Source organism: Bacillus sp. 005/A4HT-01/001, assembly GCF_004634445.1.
Taxonomy (GTDB): domain Bacteria; phylum Bacillota; class Bacilli; order Bacillales; family Bacillaceae; genus Bacillus; species Bacillus altitudinis.
This window is the reverse complement of the sequence record NZ_SEIZ01000001.1, coordinates 812847-832062: the sequence shown is the minus strand read 5'-3', so window position 1 is coordinate 832062 and position 19216 is coordinate 812847. Positions and strand designations below refer to the sequence as shown.

The window sequence follows — 19216 nt, the reverse complement described above, 5'->3', positions numbered from 1 at the left end:
AAAAAAGTAGAGAAAAGCAGGAGGGAGTAAAGTATGGCTCAAGTAGATGGCTGCCCAATTACAGATGCCATGGAGATTTTAGGGAAGAAGTGGGTGATTCTCATCATCAATCAGCTTTTGACAGGGCCAAAACGTTTTTGTCAGCTAGAAAATGAAATGAACATCAGCGGACGGTTATTATCAGAAAGGCTGAAAGATTTAGAAGCTGAAGGACTTGTTGAGAAAAAAGTATATCCCGACATTCCAGTGCGGATTGAATATGAACTAACAGAACAAGGAAAGAAAATTGAACCAGTCATACGGGAAATGTATGCTTGGTCTTTAGAGCGAAAAAATAGTGAAAAGGGTGAACATGTCCCTTCTTAATCGACTTCGATCAGTGTCCCTGATCGATTTTTTTTTGTGATTTTCCAGAAATCTAAGTCAATAGTATGAAAAATGATGTTGACAATAATTTCATTCATCATATAATATCAAGGAGAAGAGGGTTCTTTTCCCTGTAATGGAATGGGGGAGGTTATGCCATGGTATCATGAATGGGACAGATTACCTAAACCGTGTATCACTACATCATGTAGCAGCAGACATCTTTGACTTGTCGAAAGCAAAGATTTATTTTTTAAACTCAATTGATAATGATTATCATAATCATTTATGAGTGTGATTCATACGCTGATAAAGGTTATTTTTTTTATTATCTATTGAGAATAATTATCAATATCAATTAGGAGGATATATATGAAATCACTTCGTTCAGCATCACACGTCTTATTATTCTTTAGCTTTGTTCTATTGTTTGCTCTAGCCCCGGTTAGCTCTGCCTCAGCAGCAGGCTTAGCAGATGGTCAATATTCAGCACAATATGTGGTATGGAAAGCAGACAGTGATTCAACGTCAACAGCAAATACGTATTTTGAAAAACCAGCTAAGCTTGTTGTGAAGGACGGAAAAATCAAAGCGCAAGTCACGTTAACGAACAGCTCTTGGATTACAAGCTTTAAAACATTGGATCAAGGTGTCTACAAAGATGCGAAGGTGATCAGTACAAACGCAGCTGCCAACAAGAGAACGGTAGAGTTCAATGTCAACAGCCTGACAGATGTTGTACCAGCTAAAGTGAGTGTGACTGTACCGGTCATTGGATATACAGGCAATTACGATATTCGCGTCAAGTTTGATGCAGCAACTGTTCAATAAAAAGGGAGGAAATTCATCTGATGAAAAAATGGATCAGGATGCCAGCCTTTGTGGCTGCATTATTGCTGGCACTTATACTGCCTTTTTCAAATGCACAGGCTGCCTCATTAAATGATGGTACATACTCCGTCAATTACACTGTGATGAAGGCCGAAGGAACTGCCGTTTCGATGGCAAATGATTACTGGCTGAAGCCGGCAAAAGTGATCGTGAAAAATGGCAAGCTGACTGTGCAAATGACCATTAAAAACAGCAGCTGGGTAACGGAATTTAAAGTGCCGGGAAATGGTGGCTATGTCGATACGACGGTCCTATCAACGAATAAGAAAGCCAATACAAGGCTTGTTCAATTCCAAGCACAGAGTTTGTCTAAACCAATCAAGTCAAAAATCCATGTCACAGTCAAATCGGCTGATTATGATCACGACTATACCATCCAGCTGAAATTCGATGAAAGCAGCATCAAGTCACTTTCTTCTGACAGTTCAAAAGAAACAGCAGGTGCAGCAAAACATCAAGAATCATCAAAAGAAACAACCAAAACAACTGATTCATCCACCAAAACAAAACAAGAAGAAAATCCTCAAACTGGTGATACAAGCCAGATGGGATGGCTCCTTGTGCTTGTCTTATGTTCAGGCGGGTTTTTAGCGAGAAAGTGGATCATCAAGCATTAACGGAAGGAAGTGTCATCTTTTGAAACGTCTTTTTCATCTACAGACAGCTATTCTGCTCGTTTTATTCAGTTTGTTGACTGCGTTTCAGCTGCCTCAAGGAACGGCTCAGGCGGCATCATTGGCTGATGGTGAATATACAGCAGGATTCACCATTTTAAAAAATGGTAGCACTGAAGCATCCATGATGGATACGTATACAGAAAAGCCAGCTAAGCTCGTCATCGAAAATGGTAAGACGACTGCCTATCTTACACTGAAGCAAAGCAAAGAAATCACAGATTTCAAGGTCGAACAAAATGGCTCTCTCGTCACCACTGAAACGGTCAGTGAAGATGAGACAGCGAATACGCGTGTGATCAAATTTGATGTAGCCGATGTATCAGCCAAATTAAATGGCTGGGTCAAAATTTACTGGGACTTAGGCGGCTTTATTTATGATGAGGCGTATGACGTACAGCTCGCTTTCGACGAGAGCAGTCTCACACTTGTCACGCCTGCGAAGCCAGACGATAGTGAAACAACACCTGATGATCAAAACGGTACGACGCCAGGCGACAGCGAAACAAAGCCAGATGATCAAAACGGCACGACACCAGGCGACAGCGAAACAAAGCCAGATGATCAAAACGGCACAACACCAGGCGACAGCGAAACAAAGCCAGATGATCAAAACGGCACAACACCAGTTGATTCGACGCAGAACCAATTAAAAGATGGTGTGTATCGTATCAACTACAGTGTGCTGAAGGGCGATGAGGATGAGGCATCTCGGATGAGCCAATACTTCTCACATCCAGCATCGTTAACCGTTAAAAATGGAACGCAAACCGTTTCCTTTACGGTGAAGGATCATACGTCAGTTGATTCTTTGAAAATAGAGAAAAACGGTTCTTATCAAGAAGTGAAAAACGTGAGCACAGATCAAGCAAAGAACACAAGAGTGGTTTCATTTGAAGTATCTGATCTGAAAAAAGCAGTTAACGGAAAAGTACACATTGTAGTAGCAGCCGCTCACTATGATCAAACGTACGATATTCGTTTTCAATTTGATTCAAAAAGTATCGTTCCACTGAAGGACGGTCAAATAGAGGAAGAAACACCGGCTACACCAGAAACACCAAAACCAAATAAACCAGCACCAGACACAACGAACGGCGGAACGAATCAAGAGACAGTTCAGCTAAAAGACGGGGTGTACAAGCTTCCTTTTTCAATGAAGAAAGCAGACAAAGATGAGCTTTCTCGCATGAACGATTACGTCGTGAGCCCTGCGACATTGGTGGTGAAAAATGGCCGCCATTTCGTTTCATACACTGTGAAGAACAGCTCAGCCATCACGTCGTTCCAAGTAGGAACCGGCGGTAAATTTGAAGAGACGCTAGTTGCAAAGGCTGATCAAAAAGCAGATACACGAGTGATTCAATATGAAGCAAAAAGTTTGAGTAGTGATCAGGCAGCACGCGTGAAAATTGACATTCCAGCTGCAAATTATCATGAGCAGTACGATGTCAAACTTGTCTATGATACGAAAGGCATCGCAAGTGGTGAAGGAAGCGGAATTGCGACGGTGATCGGAGACGATGAGAGCATCGGCTTTGTGAAAAATCCGAATGATCACGATTCTCAACCAAACCAGCTTGCGAATCTCGCCCCTGAGGAAACGGGTGCAGAGCAGATGACCTTTACGCCATCAGATGACCAAACCAAGTCTGAGAAAGGTCAGCTGAACCCAAAAACAGGAGATACTTCACTTCTTTGGGTGTACATTCTTTTATTCGGCGGATCACTATTCGTGCTCGTCAGAAAGTATCAAACTCGTACAAGATAAAGAATCTATTTTAAGTGAGGTGTGCCATTCATCTCGGCGCACCCACTCTCTTTTTTCGAAAGGAGGCTTTTGTTTTTTGAAGCATCGAATGTTATGTACCCTGATTACTGCTCTATGTGTGTGCGTCCTCCTAGCAGGCTGCTCACAATCAGCTGAAAGCTCAGCGAAAGGCAAAAAAAGCGCAGCATCAAGTGCCCGCATTGTGGCAACGACTGTAGCTGCTGCTGAGATCATGGATGCGCTAGAGGTGGATCTTGTCGGGGTGCCAACAAGTCAAAAATCCTTGCCGGCTCGATACAAAGGACTCCCAGCAGTCGGTAACCCAATGAGCCCGGATATGGAAATCATCCAATCACTTCAACCGACAGATGTCCTGTCTGTCACGACCCTTCAATATGATTTAGAAACGCCTTTTCAACAAGCTTCTGTCCCTGCGACATACCTCAACCTTGAGAGCCTGGACAAGATGGAGAACGCCATCACAAAGCTTGGAGAAAAATATGATAGAAAGACACAAGCGAAACGCATTGTGGATGATTTTGAACAAAAAAAGAAAGACATACAAGAGAGAACGAAGGGAAAGACGAAGCCATCCGTTCTCATTTTGCTTGGTGTACCAGGCAGTTATTTAGTGGCAACAGAGAATTCCTATATCGGTGATCTTGTGCGTATTGCAGGAGGAAAGAACATCGTAAAAGGTGAGAAAATGGAGTATTTGGCATCCAATACGGAGTATTTACAAAAAGCCAATCCAGATATCATTCTTCGAGCCGCACATGGGATGCCGGATGAAGTCGTCAAAATGTTTGATCAAGAATTTAAAACAAATGATATTTGGAAACATTTTAATGCGGTCAAACAAGACCGGGTGTACGACCTCGAAGAAAGCTTATTCGGGACAACAGGCAACTTAAAGGCAGCAGAGGCATTAGATGAATTAACTCGTATGTTGTACCCGTCATAAGTGGCGAATCTTAATGATAAAAGGACGTTCAAGATGAAAAAAACAGGGATTTTATTTCTGATAGTCAGTCTCTTACTAGCCGGCGTATTTATTTATTCCGCCATTACGGGGAGCATTCATGTTACACCGATTGAATTATTGGAAGGGCTTATGACCGGTCAACATGCACAGGTAGAAATCATTAAAGATTTAAGAATCCCCCGCATGCTCATTGCGATGTTTACAGGGGCGGCTTTATCTGTCTCCGGTGTCCTCTTGCAGTCTGTGATGAGGAATCCATTAGCAGATGCCGGTGTTATTGGTATTTCATCGGGAGCTAGCTTCTTTTCTTTAATGGCAATTACAGCGCTTCCTCAATTTTATTTCTACTCTCCTTTATTTTCAGTTTTAGGCGGGGCAATTGCCTGCTTCCTCGTATACGTGTTGTCTTGGAAAGGCGGCTTAAGCCCGATTCGAATGATTCTGGTGGGGATCGCCATCAATGCCATGTTTACAGGGATGGCAGAAGCGTTTGTGACCATTTGCAGCTATTTCAATATCACCATTAATCAGTCGGGGCAGTCGAATCTGACGATGAAAACGTGGGGAGATGTCCGTTTAATCGGTGTCTATGGCCTTATTGGGCTTGTGGTTGCGCTTTTCTTTAGCAGATGGTGTAACTTGCTTGCCCTTCAAGATAAGACGGCGAAAAACTTAGGATTGCGTGTGACCAGAATGCGCCTTTTGATTTCAATCACGGCGGTGTTATTAGCAGCGGTGACTGCTGCGGTAGCGGGCGTGATTGCCTTTGTCGGTTTGCTCATTCCCCATATCTCTAGAAGGCTCGTCGGCTCTGACCACCGGGTACTGATTCCATTTTCTGCGTTAAGCGGGGCCTTGCTCATTTTGACGGCTGATACGCTCGGCAGAACGCTTGTGGCACCAAATGAAATCCCTGCTTCTACAATCATGGCTGTCATTGGCGGACCGTTTCTGATCTTTTTATTAAGAAGGGGGGATCGTCTGCATGGACATTCGTGAGGTGTCGTTTTCCTATGATCGACAGAGGGACATTGTTCAATCGGTCACCACGAAGATCGAAAAAGGAAAAATCACGACCATTATCGGTCCAAATGGCTCGGGCAAATCCACGCTGCTTTCCTTGATGGCACATAACCATTGTCCACATAAAGGACAGATTCATTTAGATGGACAAGAGCTGAATGCGTTCAAGCCAAGGGAACTCGCGAGAAAGCTGGCAGTCGTACATCAGCAAAATGAAGCGCCGCTCGATTTAACGATCGAACGAGTCGTGGCATTTGGGAGAACGCCCTACCAAACGATGCGCGGCAGTGACAAGGAAGAAGATGAGAAAGCAATCGAGTGGGCGCTGTCCTGTACCAAGCTGACGGATAAGCGAAAGATGCCACTCGCCTCATTGTCAGGCGGAGAACGGCAGCGTGTATGGATTGCGATGGCTTTAGCGCAAAAAACACCGATCCTTTTCTTAGATGAACCGACGACTTATTTGGATATGTATTATCAATTTGACATTCTGGAGCTCATTCGAGAGCTCAATGTCGAGCATGGATTAACCATCGTGATGGTCCTGCACGATATGAATCAGGCGATTCGCTATAGTGATGTCATCATCGCCATGAAAGATGGACAAATTATCCGCGAAGGGCGGCCCAATGATGTGTTAACCGAAGAAATGGTGCGGCACATTTATCATGTGTCCGTCACAATTAAGCAGGATGCAGAAACAGGGATGTATATCGTGCCTGTAGGCATATAAGTTGTGCAAAAAGCAGGTGAGACAGTGTGAAACGAGGGAAAAGGATCGGGCAGCGAATGCTGACGATCGTCTGTTTAGGTGTTTTCCTATATAGCGGTACTGCCATTGGCTTGGAGCTCTTTGGCTATTATCAAAATCGTCAGGTGCTTGCAAAGGCTCAGACACTTTACACACACGAGGATGGAATGAAACAGCGAAAACCTGGAGAAATTCGTCAGTCATTTGATGATTTGCGAAAGGTGAATGAAGACATTGTCGGTTGGATTGATATGAAGGACACGATGATTCAGTATCCAATTGTTCAGTCAAACGATAATTCATTCTATTTAACTCGTAATTATGTAAAGGATGACACACGGGCAGGCAGTATCTTTATGGATTATCGTAATGACGTCTTGCATGAAAGTCCCAATACAGTGGTGTACGGTCATCGGATGAGGGATGGGTCTATGTTTGCTGGTCTCACAAACTATTTGAAAAAAGATTTCTTCCAAGATCATCGCACATTTCAGTACGATACGCTGTACCAAAGCTATGAAGCAGAGATTTTTGCTGTGTATGAGACGACAGTCGATTTCGATTATATTCAGACTGATTTTCAGGATCTTGGTGAATATGCGCACTACTTGCAAGCTGTGCGTAAGAAGTCCATCTATCAAACGAAAACAGACGTATCCACAGATGACTTGATTCTCACATTATCGACCTGTGATCACGTGCTGGCACCTAAAAACAAGCGTCTCGTGGTACAGGCGAAGCTAAAGAAAGTTTACTAGAAAAGGAGAGACAGACGGTTGAAATGTTTACATGTGATTTGGGCAGGACTCGTCGTCGTGCTTCTCCTCGGCGGATGCAGCCAGGCGGCGCCTGTCGAGAATGAGAGCAAGCAAGGTGCGCTCAACATTCAGGATTTTGCCGGCAGAACATTATCGTTTCATGAATCACCTGAACGGATCGTCTCGTTGTCAACTGGCGACATGAGCATCATTTATGCCTTAGGTGGCCAGGTTGTCGGCCGGCCAACTGCCGAATTGCCAGACAATCTACAAAAGGCAAAGTCCGTACAATCAATTGGCACAACCCATCAATTTGATGTCGAGTTGATCACGAGCTTAAAGCCCGATGTGGTGCTTGGGAATGAATCATTAAACAGCAAGGATATCTCTACTATAGAAGGGATTGGTTCACAGCTTCTTTTGACAAGTGCCAACTCAGTGAAGGACATCCAGCGTCAAGTTACTTTATTTGGTGATTTACTTGGAAAGCAGCAAAAGGCAAAAGCGCTCAATGCTCAAATCGATCAGCGGATTAAGCAAGTGAAGCAGCCTGAGAAAAAAGTAAAGACACTCGTTGTATATGGTGCGCCCGGCACATATATGGCGGCACTTCCACAATCTTTAAGTGGTGATCTGCTGCGGATCGCTGGTGGGGCGAATATTGCTGAAAACGAACCAGCACTCGAAAAGTTTCCGCAATATGCACAAATCAATGCAGAAAAGGTAATCGAGGCCGATCCGGATCTCATTTTGCTGATGACACACAGTAATCCTGAAGATGTCAAAGCAGGCTTTATGAGTGAAATGAAGCAAAATGCGGCGTGGCACGATGTATCAGCTGTCAAAAATGGACACGTTGAGATTCTGCCAAGTGACCTATTTGGGACAAATCCAGGCGCAGAAGTCATCAGAGCGATCGATGAATTAGAGAAGAAATTGAAGCGATTGTCATCATGAAGATGAATGCAGAACTAGATTTTCAAAAAAGGCAGTCAAGACGAAAATGGCTGTTACCAGGATTGTTCCTCTCTTTATGTGTGGGCGTCTGTCTAGGACTTGCGGTAGGTTCTGTCCAATTGTCGCTGACGGATTTAATGGCTGTGTTCACGGGATCAGGTCTGCCTGTTCATGAAAAAATTGTCATGGATTTACGGTTGCCGCGTGTGCTCATTGGTTTTCTCGTTGGGGCCTGTCTCGCAGCATCAGGAGCGATTTTACAAGGAGTTGTCCGAAATCCACTGGCTGACCCTGGAATCATTGGTGTGACTGCGGGCGGCGGGTTAGCTGCTGTCCTCAGCATGATTGTTCTTCCGCAATTCACGTATTTGCTTCCGGCAGCCGCTTTTCTGGGCGCCTTATTAGCAGCTCTTGTCGTGTATATGCTGTCATTTGATCAAGGGGTTTCACCGCTTAAATTGATCTTGGCAGGTGTTGCCGTCAATGCCTTGCTTGGTGCGGTGATGAATGGGTTTATGGTGCTTTACAGTGAGCGTGTGCAGGCTGTTTTGCCTTTTCTATCAGGGGGATTAAACGGGCGGAGCTGGCATCATCTTAGCTTTGTGTCGCCATATGCGCTGGCTGGATTATGTCTTTGTTTTTTCGCCATTAAACCGTCCAATCTCCTTTTGCTTGGCGATGAATCGGCTCAGCTATTGGGCCTTCGAGTAGAGCGGACTCGATTTTTTCTCATTGCGCTGGCCGCTCTTTTAGCTGGAGCAGCTGTCAGTGTCAGCGGTTTAATCGGTTTTGTCGGGCTTGTTGTACCCCATTTTATCCGTCTTTTAATCGGAGATGACTACCGGTATTTGCTGCCGATTTCAATGCTTGGAGGGGGCGTGCTTGTGGTCTTTGCCGATACAGCGGCACGGGTCTGGTTTACACCGGTTGAATTGCCTGTAGGGATCTTGCTTGCCTGCATCGGTGCACCTTTCTTCCTCTATTTATTAAAAAAGAAAGGGAGGGGTTAAGATGGATGTCATTGCAATGGATGACGTGAGTCTCAGTCAAGGCGGCTTTCGGCTGTCTTCCATTTCAGCAGCTGTTCCTAAAGGGAGTGTGACCGGAATCATTGGCCCGAATGGGTCAGGTAAGTCGACTTTTATCAAAGCGGCCGCACGACTGACCTCAATCGAAAGCGGCATGATTTACATTCACGACATCCCACAAAAAGAGATGACGGCACAGGAGATCGCCAAGGAGGTGGCAGTTCTCATGCAAACAAGAACCGCCATTCCATCGATGACAGTACGTGAGCTGGTCGCACTTGGACGCAGTCCGCATCGTTCCATCTGGAAAAAAAGCACCACGTCAGATCATGAAGCGATTGAGTGGGCGCTTGAGGTGACGAATAGCCGCACCAATGAAAACAGAATGCTCCATACATTATCAGGCGGAGAAAGACAAAAGGCATATATTGCAATGGCACTGGCTCAGAAGACAGAGACTATCATTCTGGATGAGCCAACCACTTATTTAGACATTGCGCATCAGCTTGAATTACTGGAGCTGCTCAAACAGCTGAATCAAACACATGGCATCACCATTTTAATGGTTCTCCATGACTTGCAGCAGGCCGCAAAATATTGTGACCGTCTCATTGCTATGAAGCGAGGTCAGGTGCATCAAATTGGCTCACCAAATGAAGTGTTAACAGAAGACTTTTTCAAGGAGGTTTTTGGGATTCAGGCGGAGGTTCACTTAGACGGACCGCATCCACTCATTATCCCCATTGCCTCCATTCAACAACAAAAGGGAGATGAACCAAACATGATTATTGTAAATAACCAAGTAAGAGTAGAAAAAGGCAGTGCCGACCACCTTGTTAAACGGTTTAACAAGCAGGGGCAAGTAGAATTTATGGAAGGTTTTTTAGGAATGGAAGTATGGGTCACTCAGCAGACAACTGATTACGATGAAGTGACCATTCATACCCGCTGGAATCGAAAAGAAGACTTTGTGAATTGGACAAAATCTCAGGCATTTGGTGATGCGCACGCTCATGGAAAGGCGAAACCTGAAGGCCTGTTAAAAAACAAAATTACGTACTATGAAGTGCAAGTGACAAGACCTGCTTTACAGAAAAAAGCCTAAATATTCAAAAGCGCTGCAGCGAAGAAGCAGCGCTATTTTTTTGTGATTGTCTCTTTCCGTCACATATTTTTGACAAAGTATTCAAACAACTGACACAATCCCATCCAAATTTTAGGTAAAATTTACTTTATTTTTGAAGCGCATGGGTGTAAAGTACAGGTATAAATAACTAACCGAATGAAAATCAAGAGTAAAATTTCACCTAGTGAACTATATCAAATGGACTTCCGCTTGTGAATCATTGAACAAATAGTGAACTTTTTGTGAAATGGTGAGCATAAATATCTCGAATCATTCGGCATGCGAAAGTAAGGGAGGATGTAAGGCTGTGAGTGAGCTGTTTTTAGCAAGATTTCAATTTGCCTCAACGACATTATTTCATTTTATTTTTGTTCCTATGTCTATAGGTTTGGTATTTATCGTTGCATTGATGCAAACCCTTTATGTCGTCAAGAAAAAAGAGATTTATAAAAAGATGGCGAAATTTTGGGGTCACCTTTTCTTAATTAACTTTGCAGTAGGTGTGGTGACAGGGATTCTGCAAGAATTCCAGTTTGGGATGAACTGGTCTGATTATTCAAGGTTTGTCGGTGATGTCTTTGGTGCACCGCTTGCCATTGAAGCGCTATTGGCCTTTTTCCTTGAATCGACCTTTATTGGCCTTTGGATATTCGGCTGGGACCGTCTGCCGAAAAAAATTCATTTGTTATGTATTTGGCTTGTTTCTCTTGGTACGATCTTTTCGGCGTTTTGGATTTTACTCGCCAACTCATTTATGCAGGAGCCAGTTGGATTTGTGATTAAAAATGGCCGTGCAGAAATGAATGACTTTGGGGCGCTCGTGACAAATCCGCAACTTTGGGTAGAGTTCCCGCACGTTCTGTTTGGTGCATTGGCAACCGGTGCTTTCTTTATCGCGGGTGTCAGTGCCTATAAAATGATCAAAAAACAAGAAGTGACCTTTTTCAAAAAATCTTTCCAGATTGCCATGGTGCTTGCTTTCATTTCTGGCTTAGGTGTGGCGTTCTCTGGACATGATCAAGCAAAGCACTTAATGGAATCACAGCCGATGAAGATGGCAGCAAGTGAAGCCCTTTGGAAGGATAGTGGAGATCCAGCGGCTTGGACACTATTTGCCAACATTGACACAGATAAAAAAGAAAACTCTGCGGAGATCAATATTCCGTTTGCTTTAAGTTACTTGGCTTATTCGAAGTTTAGTGGAGATGTGCCAGGCATGCTGACCCTTCAAAAAGAATATGAAGCCAAGTTTGGTCCTGGAGATTACATTCCTCCAGTCAAAACAACCTTCTGGAGCTTTAGAATCATGGTGGGTGCCGGCATGTTGATGATTTTTGCTAGTATGATTGGTTTGTATTTGAGCTTTAGAAAAAAAATAGAATCAAACAAATGGTATTTACGCTTCATGGTATGGATGATTGCGTTCCCGTTTATTGCAAACTCAGCTGGTTGGATCATGACGGAAATTGGGCGTCAGCCGTGGACAGTCTTTGGTATGATGACAACCGCACAATCCATTTCACCAAACGTATCGTACGGCATGTTGCTATTCTCAGTCATTAGCTTTACGACCATTTATCTGATTCTTGCCATCGTGCTTGCCTACTTATTCATTCGAGAAATTAAAAAAGGTGCACATTCTGAAGAGAATACAGATCAAAAGGATGAAACGGACCTGTCTACAGATCCATTTGATGGAGGCGCATATCATGGCATATCTTAACGAGATTTGGTTTATTCTTGTCGCAGTATTGTTTGTTGGATTTTTCTTCTTAGAAGGATTTGATTTTGGTGTTGGGATGTCCATGCAGCTGCTTGGAAAAGATGCACACGAGCGCCGCATTTTAATCAATACGATTGGCCCTTTCTGGGATGCGAATGAGGTCTGGCTGATTACAGCTGGTGGGGCTATTTTCGCCGCTTTTCCTCACTGGTACGCTACGATGTTCAGCGGATACTATATTCCGTTTACGGTTCTCCTACTAGCGCTCATTGGGCGGGGGGTCGCCTTTGAATTTAGAGGGAAGGTCGAGAAGGCTTCATGGATCAAAACGTGGGACTGGGTGATCTTCTTTGGCAGCCTGCTTCCGCCATTTTTACTCGGCGTGCTATTCACAAGTATTTTACGAGGAATGCCCATTGATCAAAGCATGAATATGTACGCTGGATTTACAGACTTTGTGAATCTTTATTCAGTGATCGGCGGGGTAGCCGTGACGGTTCTTTGCCTTCTGCATGGATTGATTTTCGTCACACTCCGCACTGAGGGTGATTTAAGAAATCGTGCAAGAAAGCTAGGTCAGCGTGTTTTATTGATTGCACTGCCGGTTCTTGTTGTGTTTGTCGGTGTGTCTATTCTTGAAACAGACATTTATACCGTGCGTCCGATCATTACGATCCCTTTAACTGTACTTATTGTGGTTTGTTATGTAGCGGCTCTATTCTTTATGAGAAAAGAGCGTGATGGCTGGACATTTTTATTCACAGGTGCAGGTATTATGGTGACGGTGACCATGCTTTTCACAGCATTATTCCCGCGTGTCATGATTAGTTCGATCAACCATGCATTCGACCTCACCATTCAAAACGCTGCATCAGGATCTTATTCACTGACGGTCATGACGATTGTTGCCATTTCTTTGCTGCCTTTTGTGCTTGGGTATCAAATCTGGAGCTACTATGTCTTCCGTAAACGTGTAAGCGGTAAGGAGCCAATGACCTACTAATGGATAAACGTTTGCTTCAACTAAAAGGAATGAGGGGGCTTCTTGCCCTCTTAGGTATTGTGTCAATCATCCAAGGAGCAAGTATTATTTTTCAAGCACAGTGGCTGGCACATGCCATAACAACGCTGTTTGACGGGAAGAGCCTCATGCAGGCAACGCCTTATGTCTTGCTGTTTCTTGCTGCCTTTCTGGTGCGGCACGGTCTCACCTTGATGCGGGAGAAGGTCATGTTCACCTATTCTTCCCGAATTGGAGCAGACGTCAGAAAGCAGCTGTTGGACCAGCTTTTCCGTTTAGGGCCAGCTTTCACGAAGAAAAAAGGAACAGGAAAGCTTGTGACATTGGCGATGGAGGGCATTGCCCAATATCGTCAGTATTTACAGCTGTTTTTGCCGAAAATGGTGAACATGGCAGTTATTCCGGTGATGGTGCTTGTCTATGTTTGGACATTAGATGAAACATCTGCTGTCATTCTCATTGTCACGCTGCCAATTTTAATTGTTTTTATGATTTTGCTAGGACTTGTCGCTCAGCGTAAAGCGGCCAAACAATGGAGATCGTATGAGAAATTATCCAATCATTTTACTGATTCTCTCCGTGGCCTTGAAACGCTTCGCTACTTAGGGATTAGCAAAAAGCATTCTCGCAATATTGCAGAGGTCTCAAAGCGTTATCGAAAGGCGACGATGAGCACACTGAAAGTCGCCTTTCTTTCATCTTTTGCTCTCGATTTCTTTTCTATGCTGTCCATTGCGACTGTCGCTGTATTTCTCGGCTTGCGCTTAATTGAAGGAGATCTTTTGTTATTGCCCGCTTTGACCGCACTGATGCTTGCGCCAGAATATTTCTTGCCAGTACGTGAAGTAGGTAATGATTATCATGCGACGTTAAACGGAAAAGAAGCGAATGAGGCGATTCAAGTGATTTTAGAGGAAAAGGGCTTCCGAGAGCAGGAGACACAATCCGTGCAGCTGAACGAGTGGAATGAGCAATCTGAGCTCACACTGCAAGATGTCAGTGTCTTACATGATGAGCATGCACCATATTCGATTCAGGATGTGGACCTCACTGTGAAAGGAAAGAAAAAAATTGGGATCATCGGTGCCAGTGGTTCGGGGAAATCGACGTTAACGGATGTTCTCGGCGGTTTTGTTGAACCGTCTGCAGGTGAAATTATCCTAAACGGAAAGCCGCTTGCTCATTTACAGCTGGCGGCATGGCAAAAAGAAGTCGTTTATATGCCGCAGCATCCTTATTTATTTCACATGACACTGAGAGAAAACATTCGTTTTTATGAACCGAATGCAACCGATGAAGACGTCGAAAGAGCGGTGCAAGAGGCAGGTTTGTCTCAGCTCGTAGCGGATCTCCCCAATGGACTGGATGAGGTCATTGGCGAACAGGGCAGAGGGCTGAGCGGTGGACAAGCGCAGCGGATTGCCCTCGCTCGCACAGTGCTCGGCCAGCGATCCATTATGCTGTTAGATGAACCAACGGCTCATCTGGATATTGAGACAGAGTATGAATTAAAGAAAACAATGCTTCCATTGTTTGAAGATAAACTTGTGTTTTTAGCCACACACAGACTTCATTGGATGACGGATATGGATGAAATCATTGTGATGGATCATGGGACGATTGCAGAGATGGGGACTCATGAATCATTAATGGAAAGAAAAGGTGTGTACTATCAATTGGTACAGGAACAAATGGGGGCGGTCACACATGGTCAGTAAAGGGTGGTTTATACCTTATATCAAGGAGAATCAAAAGCTGTTTGCCTTGGTGCTTTTTTTAGGGGCGATTGCGGTGTTTTCTGCTTCTATGCTCATGTATACGTCAGGGTTCCTCATTTCAAAAGCTGCCACAAGACCTGAGAATATCTTGATGGTCTATGTCCCCATCGTGGCAGTACGTACCTTTGGTATTTCACGCTCAGCTGCTCGTTATGCAGAGAGACTGGCGAGCCATCAGCTCATTTTGACGATGATTGAAAAAATGCGGGTACGTCTTTATGACATGGCTGAACGAAGTGCCAAACAGACTAAGCTTGGAACAGGTGAAATGCTTGGGCTGTTATCAGAAGATGTGGAGAGATTACAGGATGCGTATTTAAAAACAATTTTTCCATCCATCGTTGCGCTGCTTTTATATGCCGCTTCGATTGGAGCACTTGGGCTTTTCTCATGGCCTTTTGCCGGGTTGATGCTGCTTTATATGGCGCTGCTCGTATTTGTATTCCCATACATCACAGTACTTGTGAACCGGGCACGACAAATTCAAATGAAGAAAGGCAGAAATGAACTGTACAGCCATTTAACAGATGCCGTCATGGGCGTGAGTGACTGGTTGTTTAGCGGCAGACAGAACGATTTTGTTGAAGGCTATGAACGAAAAGAAGCAAAGCTATTAGCGCTCGAATCGGCAAAGCACCGGTTTATCCGTCTGCGCCAATTTTTAGCACAGCTAGTCATTGGAGGAGCAGTCGTCCTTGTCGTGTATTGGAGCGGCTCAGTCGTTCAGGCTGGTTCTATGCCACACACGCTCATCGCAGCCTTTGTGCTTGTGCTGTTTCCATTAACAGAAGCCTTTCTTCCGCTGTCAGATGCAGCAGGTGATATTCCTGTTTATCAGCATGCCGTCAGCAGATTAAATCATTATGAAGAGCAGTCGTATGAAGGATTAGTGGAGAGGAAGGCAGCAGACGAGACACCCGTCTCTGATGGCGTTGAAGCGGTCTGTTTTGATCAAGTCACCTTCGGATATGAAGCAGATCAACATGTACTCAAGCATTTTTCGTTTTCACTGAAGCAAGGTGAATCGCTCGCTCTTTTAGGAAAAAGCGGTGCAGGCAAATCGACCATTTTAAAATTGTTAGAAGGGGCAGTCGTGCCAAATCAAGGGGGTGTCAGCATTCAGGGGAAACCGGTACAAAGCATTCAAGAGGAGATATCCTCCTATGTGTCTGTACTCAATCAACAGCCCTATTTATTCGATACGTCTGTTTTAAACAACATTCGCTTAGGTTCTCCAGAAGCGACAGAAGAGCAAGTAAAAGAAGCCGCGCGGCAAGTGCAGCTGCACGATTACATTGAGTCTTTGCCAGAAGGTTATCACACAGGTGTACAAGAGACAGGGGTTCGTTTCTCTGGTGGAGAAAGGCAGCGTATGGCTCTAGCACGGATTTTGCTGCAAAACACACCGATTGTTGTATTAGATGAGCCAACCGTCGGGCTTGATCCACGCACAGAGCGTGAATTGCTTGAAACAATCTTCCGTGTGTTAAAAGGAAAAACAGTCATTTGGATCACCCATCATCTCACTGGCTGTGAGGCATGTGACCGTATGATGTTTATTGAAGGTGGACGCATTGAGATGGAGGGGCAGCATCATGATTTGCTGAAAGAAAATGCGCGTTATCAAAAGCTGTATGAAATGGACCGTCCATTTTCGGTCGTGTAAAAAATGGATGACAAGAACGTTCGGACAGAAGATTTCTGCCCGAACGTTTTTTTGAGATTAAGGATTTACTTTTCCTACACCCGCATTTGATACAACTTCTGATTTCACATTGTTCACGTTAAGCAAAGAGTAGTTATAAGGAGGGTTGTACGTACCTGTTGAAGACGTTGGCAGGCTACCTGTGCTGTTAATATAAGAGTTGTTGATGACATGCCAAGTACCAACTTTACTGCTGTCCCAGCTGCCGATGGCATTTTTCGTGTTTTCAAATACGTTGTGTTCAATTCTCATTTTCGCGCCCATACGTGAATTAATCGCTGTTGTTAGAATGTTTTTGTAATAGTTGTTATACACATGGCCTTCCCCGAAGCGCATAGACGGTACACGAGAGTTCAAGTTTTCAAAACGGTTGTTGTGGAACGTGATTTTTCTGTTGTAGTTATCGTTATCGGAGCTGCCCATCAGCATCGTTTTCCAGCTGTCATGGACATAGTTCCATGAGAACGTAATGTAATCAGAGTCATTTTTCACATCGAATAACCCATCATAGTCATCTTTATCAGAGTTTAAAGTGTTGTAGAGTTCATTATGGTCGACCCATACGTTTTTAGAGGCACCTTCGATTCCGATGGCATCTTTATCACCGATTTTGCTGTGATGGATTTTGAGGTTGCGGATGATGACGTTATTAGCACGCCATACTTTAATACCAATCCCGTTAAATTCGCCGTTTGTCCCTTTACCGACGATGGAGACATTGTTTGTATCTTTCACATCAATTTTATTGGCCGAAGTATTAGAAGGAGTAATCGTTCCGTCTACCACGATTTTCAATTTTTCATTTGTTCCTTTGCTTTTGAGGGCAGCTAATAGTTCATTTCCGGTTTTCACCGTCACCGTTTTACCGCCTTCACCGCCTGTTGTACCGCCATTTAATGTGGAGAATCCTTGCTGATTAAAATTGGCCATAATCGAAGGGCTTTCTGGATATTTCGTTGCTGCTTTTGCCTCCCCATTTGGCGCAAATAATGAAGTCACGAGACCAACCGCTAACACACCAGCTAACATTGGAACTTTTTTCTTCAACATGAACATCTCCATTCTCTATTTTGTTTTAATGTAAACGTTTCCAAAATAAGCTGCGATTCAACCGCTCCCCCTTCCTTCGCCAGCATCGCCTCTTTCGGAATGTAGGAAGAGCATAGCACGCAAAAAGGTATCATCGGCTAAGAATTGGAACGAAGTATTCCACGATTTTCAAGGAAACTAAGGCAATGATTATTTCAATTTATCTACATGAGACAAGGATCATTGACGATAGGTATTGGGGTAACCTAGTGATTATGAAAAGGACGTTCTTCTTTTCAAGGAAAATCAAGATGATTACGAAAGCGTCATTTTGTTAGAGACAAAGACATGTCATAATCATTACATAAGAAAAAATTGGATATCAAATAGATCCATGCGCTAAACAGCAGGTAGAAAAGGCTCCAATTAAAAAAAGAAGGTCTATTTTAAACGATGCGATCACCGGTGTCGTCTAATCAATAAGAGATAGAAAGGAAGGAGGGACGTGTTTGGAGCAGACCGAGGAGACTTTATGGATCAAGCGGGCAAAACAGGGGGATGATGCCGCATTTACCGCCCTTTATCGGCATCATTATTCGTTTCTTTACCGTTATTTGATGAAATTGACCCTTCAACAAGAGCTGACAGAGGAGATCATGCAAGAAACGATGCTCAAAGCGTACATGAAACTTTCTTCTTTTAGAGGAGATTCATTATTTTCAACATGGCTCATGTCCATTGCATCTAGACAATTTTTAGATCATCAAAAGAAAGGAAAACGTGAACAAACGAGAGAAGGGAAGGCGAATCAAGAAGCCATCCGCCGGTTCAAATGGGATGTTCAGCAAAAAGGCCATACTTGGCATGACATGTGGGATGCTCTAAATGAGTTAAAGGCTCAGGAGAGAGCACCGATCCTTCTCCATTACTATTATGGCTTTACTTACCCTGAAATCGCTTCGATGCTCGGGGTGAGAGAAGGTACGGTTAAATCGAGGGTTCATCATGGGATCAAGAAAATTCGAAAGGAGTGGGACTGATGAAAGAAGATCGTTTCGCCGATCGTTTAAAAGAGGGGCTGCAGGAGCTCGATGAACAAATCGAAGTAGAAAAGCCGAGTGAACAAGCTTTGATGTTGATGCTAAAGCAGGCAAGGGAAAAAGAGAAAAAACGTTTTAAACAAGAAGTGCTGGCGTACATCATCGTCAGTCTGACCATCATGACACTTTTTGCAGCTGCCATTACTCATTTGCCCATCATCTTCATTCTTCTCCAAGTGGTGAGCGTGCCACTCTGTGTGGTTGTCGGCATCAAGGAATACCAACATATTAAAGGAGGGTCCTCCTTATGAGTCAGACGGAAATGATCATCTTATTGTGCGCATTACCGTTACTGTTTGCACAAGGATTTCTCTTATTTATGGATGCTAAGAAAAGAGGGCGTTATAAATGGTTCTGGGGCATCATTGGGTTAATCAACTTCCCATCTTCTTCTATTTTATATTGGCTGTGTGTTGTCTTACCTGATCGTAAAAGAGGAGAAAAGCTCAGGAAAGATTGAAAGACGTTGTAAAACTTTTGACCTTTTTTTTGAATGATCATCATCTAGAAAAAATGAAAGTTTCATGAAT

Annotated in this window: 19 protein-coding genes; 18 read left to right on the top strand and 1 reads right to left on the bottom strand. The window is 43.9% G+C overall.

Going from position 1 to position 19216, the window contains the following annotated elements:
- Window positions 1-33: 33 nt before the first annotated feature.
- From ES896_RS04435 to cydC, 15 genes are all read left to right on the top strand, one after another.
- A complete protein-coding gene (locus ES896_RS04435) occupies window positions 34-366 on the top strand; it encodes a winged helix-turn-helix transcriptional regulator (RefSeq protein WP_007497926.1) in 333 nt (110 codons plus the stop codon).
- Between the two features lie 372 nt (window positions 367-738).
- Complete coding sequence (locus tag ES896_RS04430; protein WP_058337097.1) at window positions 739-1197, top strand: NEAT domain-containing protein; 459 nt, start codon at window positions 739-741, stop codon at window positions 1195-1197.
- A 20-nt stretch (window positions 1198-1217) separates the two neighbouring features.
- The gene (gene isdC / locus ES896_RS04425) at window positions 1218-1874 is read left to right on the top strand and encodes a heme uptake protein IsdC (protein ID WP_035702537.1); all 657 of its coding nucleotides are present in this window, start codon (window positions 1218-1220) and stop codon (window positions 1872-1874) included.
- Window positions 1875-1893: 19 nt separating this feature from the next.
- Window positions 1894-3702: an NEAT domain-containing protein gene (locus ES896_RS04420; RefSeq protein ID WP_135226465.1), complete on the top strand. Its 1809-nt coding sequence runs from the start codon at window positions 1894-1896 to the stop codon at window positions 3700-3702.
- Between the two features lie 76 nt (window positions 3703-3778).
- Complete coding sequence (gene isdE / locus ES896_RS04415) at window positions 3779-4666, top strand: heme ABC transporter substrate-binding protein IsdE (RefSeq protein WP_135226464.1); 888 nt, start codon at window positions 3779-3781, stop codon at window positions 4664-4666.
- A 33-nt stretch (window positions 4667-4699) separates the two neighbouring features.
- Entirely contained in the window at window positions 4700-5686 is a 987-nt protein-coding gene (locus ES896_RS04410) for a FecCD family ABC transporter permease (RefSeq protein ID WP_017368325.1), read from the top strand.
- Window positions 5673-6443: an ABC transporter ATP-binding protein gene (locus ES896_RS04405; RefSeq protein ID WP_135226463.1), complete on the top strand. Its 771-nt coding sequence runs from the start codon at window positions 5673-5675 to the stop codon at window positions 6441-6443. Before ES896_RS04410 ends, ES896_RS04405 begins: the two co-directional genes overlap by 14 nt.
- 26 nt (window positions 6444-6469) lie before the next feature.
- Window positions 6470-7219, top strand: a complete 750-nt coding sequence (gene srtB / locus ES896_RS04400; RefSeq protein WP_135226462.1) for a class B sortase — start codon at window positions 6470-6472, stop codon at window positions 7217-7219.
- An 18-nt stretch (window positions 7220-7237) separates the two neighbouring features.
- Window positions 7238-8176, top strand: a complete 939-nt coding sequence (locus ES896_RS04395; protein ID WP_017358683.1) for an ABC transporter substrate-binding protein — start codon at window positions 7238-7240, stop codon at window positions 8174-8176.
- Window positions 8173-9186: a FecCD family ABC transporter permease gene (locus ES896_RS04390; protein ID WP_008345586.1), complete on the top strand. Its 1014-nt coding sequence runs from the start codon at window positions 8173-8175 to the stop codon at window positions 9184-9186. The genes ES896_RS04395 and ES896_RS04390 overlap by 4 nt, the downstream gene beginning before the upstream one ends.
- 1 nt (window position 9187) lies before the next feature.
- The gene (gene isdG / locus ES896_RS20385; RefSeq protein ID WP_046526783.1) at window positions 9188-10309 is read left to right on the top strand and encodes a heme oxygenase; all 1122 of its coding nucleotides are present in this window, start codon (window positions 9188-9190) and stop codon (window positions 10307-10309) included.
- Window positions 10310-10637: 328 nt separating this feature from the next.
- Window positions 10638-12053, top strand: a complete 1416-nt coding sequence (locus tag ES896_RS04380; protein ID WP_135226461.1) for a cytochrome ubiquinol oxidase subunit I — start codon at window positions 10638-10640, stop codon at window positions 12051-12053.
- A complete protein-coding gene (gene cydB, locus ES896_RS04375) occupies window positions 12040-13056 on the top strand; it encodes a cytochrome d ubiquinol oxidase subunit II (protein ID WP_017368319.1) in 1017 nt (338 codons plus the stop codon). The genes ES896_RS04380 and cydB overlap by 14 nt, the downstream gene beginning before the upstream one ends.
- On the top strand, window positions 13056-14792 hold the full coding sequence (cydD, locus tag ES896_RS04370; RefSeq protein ID WP_135226460.1) for a thiol reductant ABC exporter subunit CydD: 1737 nt from the start codon (window positions 13056-13058) through the stop codon (window positions 14790-14792). The genes cydB and cydD overlap by 1 nt, the downstream gene beginning before the upstream one ends.
- Window positions 14782-16518, top strand: a complete 1737-nt coding sequence (cydC, locus tag ES896_RS04365) for a thiol reductant ABC exporter subunit CydC (protein WP_135226459.1) — start codon at window positions 14782-14784, stop codon at window positions 16516-16518. The genes cydD and cydC overlap by 11 nt, the downstream gene beginning before the upstream one ends.
- A 57-nt stretch (window positions 16519-16575) precedes the next feature.
- Here the strand turns inward: cydC and ES896_RS04360 are convergent, their stop codons facing one another.
- A complete protein-coding gene (locus ES896_RS04360) occupies window positions 16576-17607 on the bottom strand; it encodes a pectate lyase family protein (RefSeq protein ID WP_017368316.1) in 1032 nt (343 codons plus the stop codon).
- A 488-nt stretch (window positions 17608-18095) separates the two neighbouring features.
- Here ES896_RS04360 and sigY point away from each other — a divergent pair, with 488 nt between their 5' ends.
- From sigY to ES896_RS04345, 3 genes are read left to right on the top strand one after another with little or no spacing between them, the layout of a single operon-like run.
- Window positions 18096-18626 carry an RNA polymerase sigma factor SigY gene (gene sigY, locus ES896_RS04355; RefSeq protein ID WP_060781553.1) on the top strand — a complete coding sequence of 177 codons (531 nt, stop codon included), beginning with the start codon at window positions 18096-18098 and terminating at the stop codon, window positions 18624-18626.
- Complete coding sequence (locus tag ES896_RS04350) at window positions 18626-18937, top strand: YxlC family protein (protein ID WP_024719514.1); 312 nt, start codon at window positions 18626-18628, stop codon at window positions 18935-18937. The genes sigY and ES896_RS04350 overlap by 1 nt, the downstream gene beginning before the upstream one ends.
- Window positions 18934-19146: a hypothetical protein gene (locus ES896_RS04345; RefSeq protein WP_008345569.1), complete on the top strand. Its 213-nt coding sequence runs from the start codon at window positions 18934-18936 to the stop codon at window positions 19144-19146. The genes ES896_RS04350 and ES896_RS04345 overlap by 4 nt, the downstream gene beginning before the upstream one ends.
- Window positions 19147-19216 lie beyond the last annotated feature (70 nt).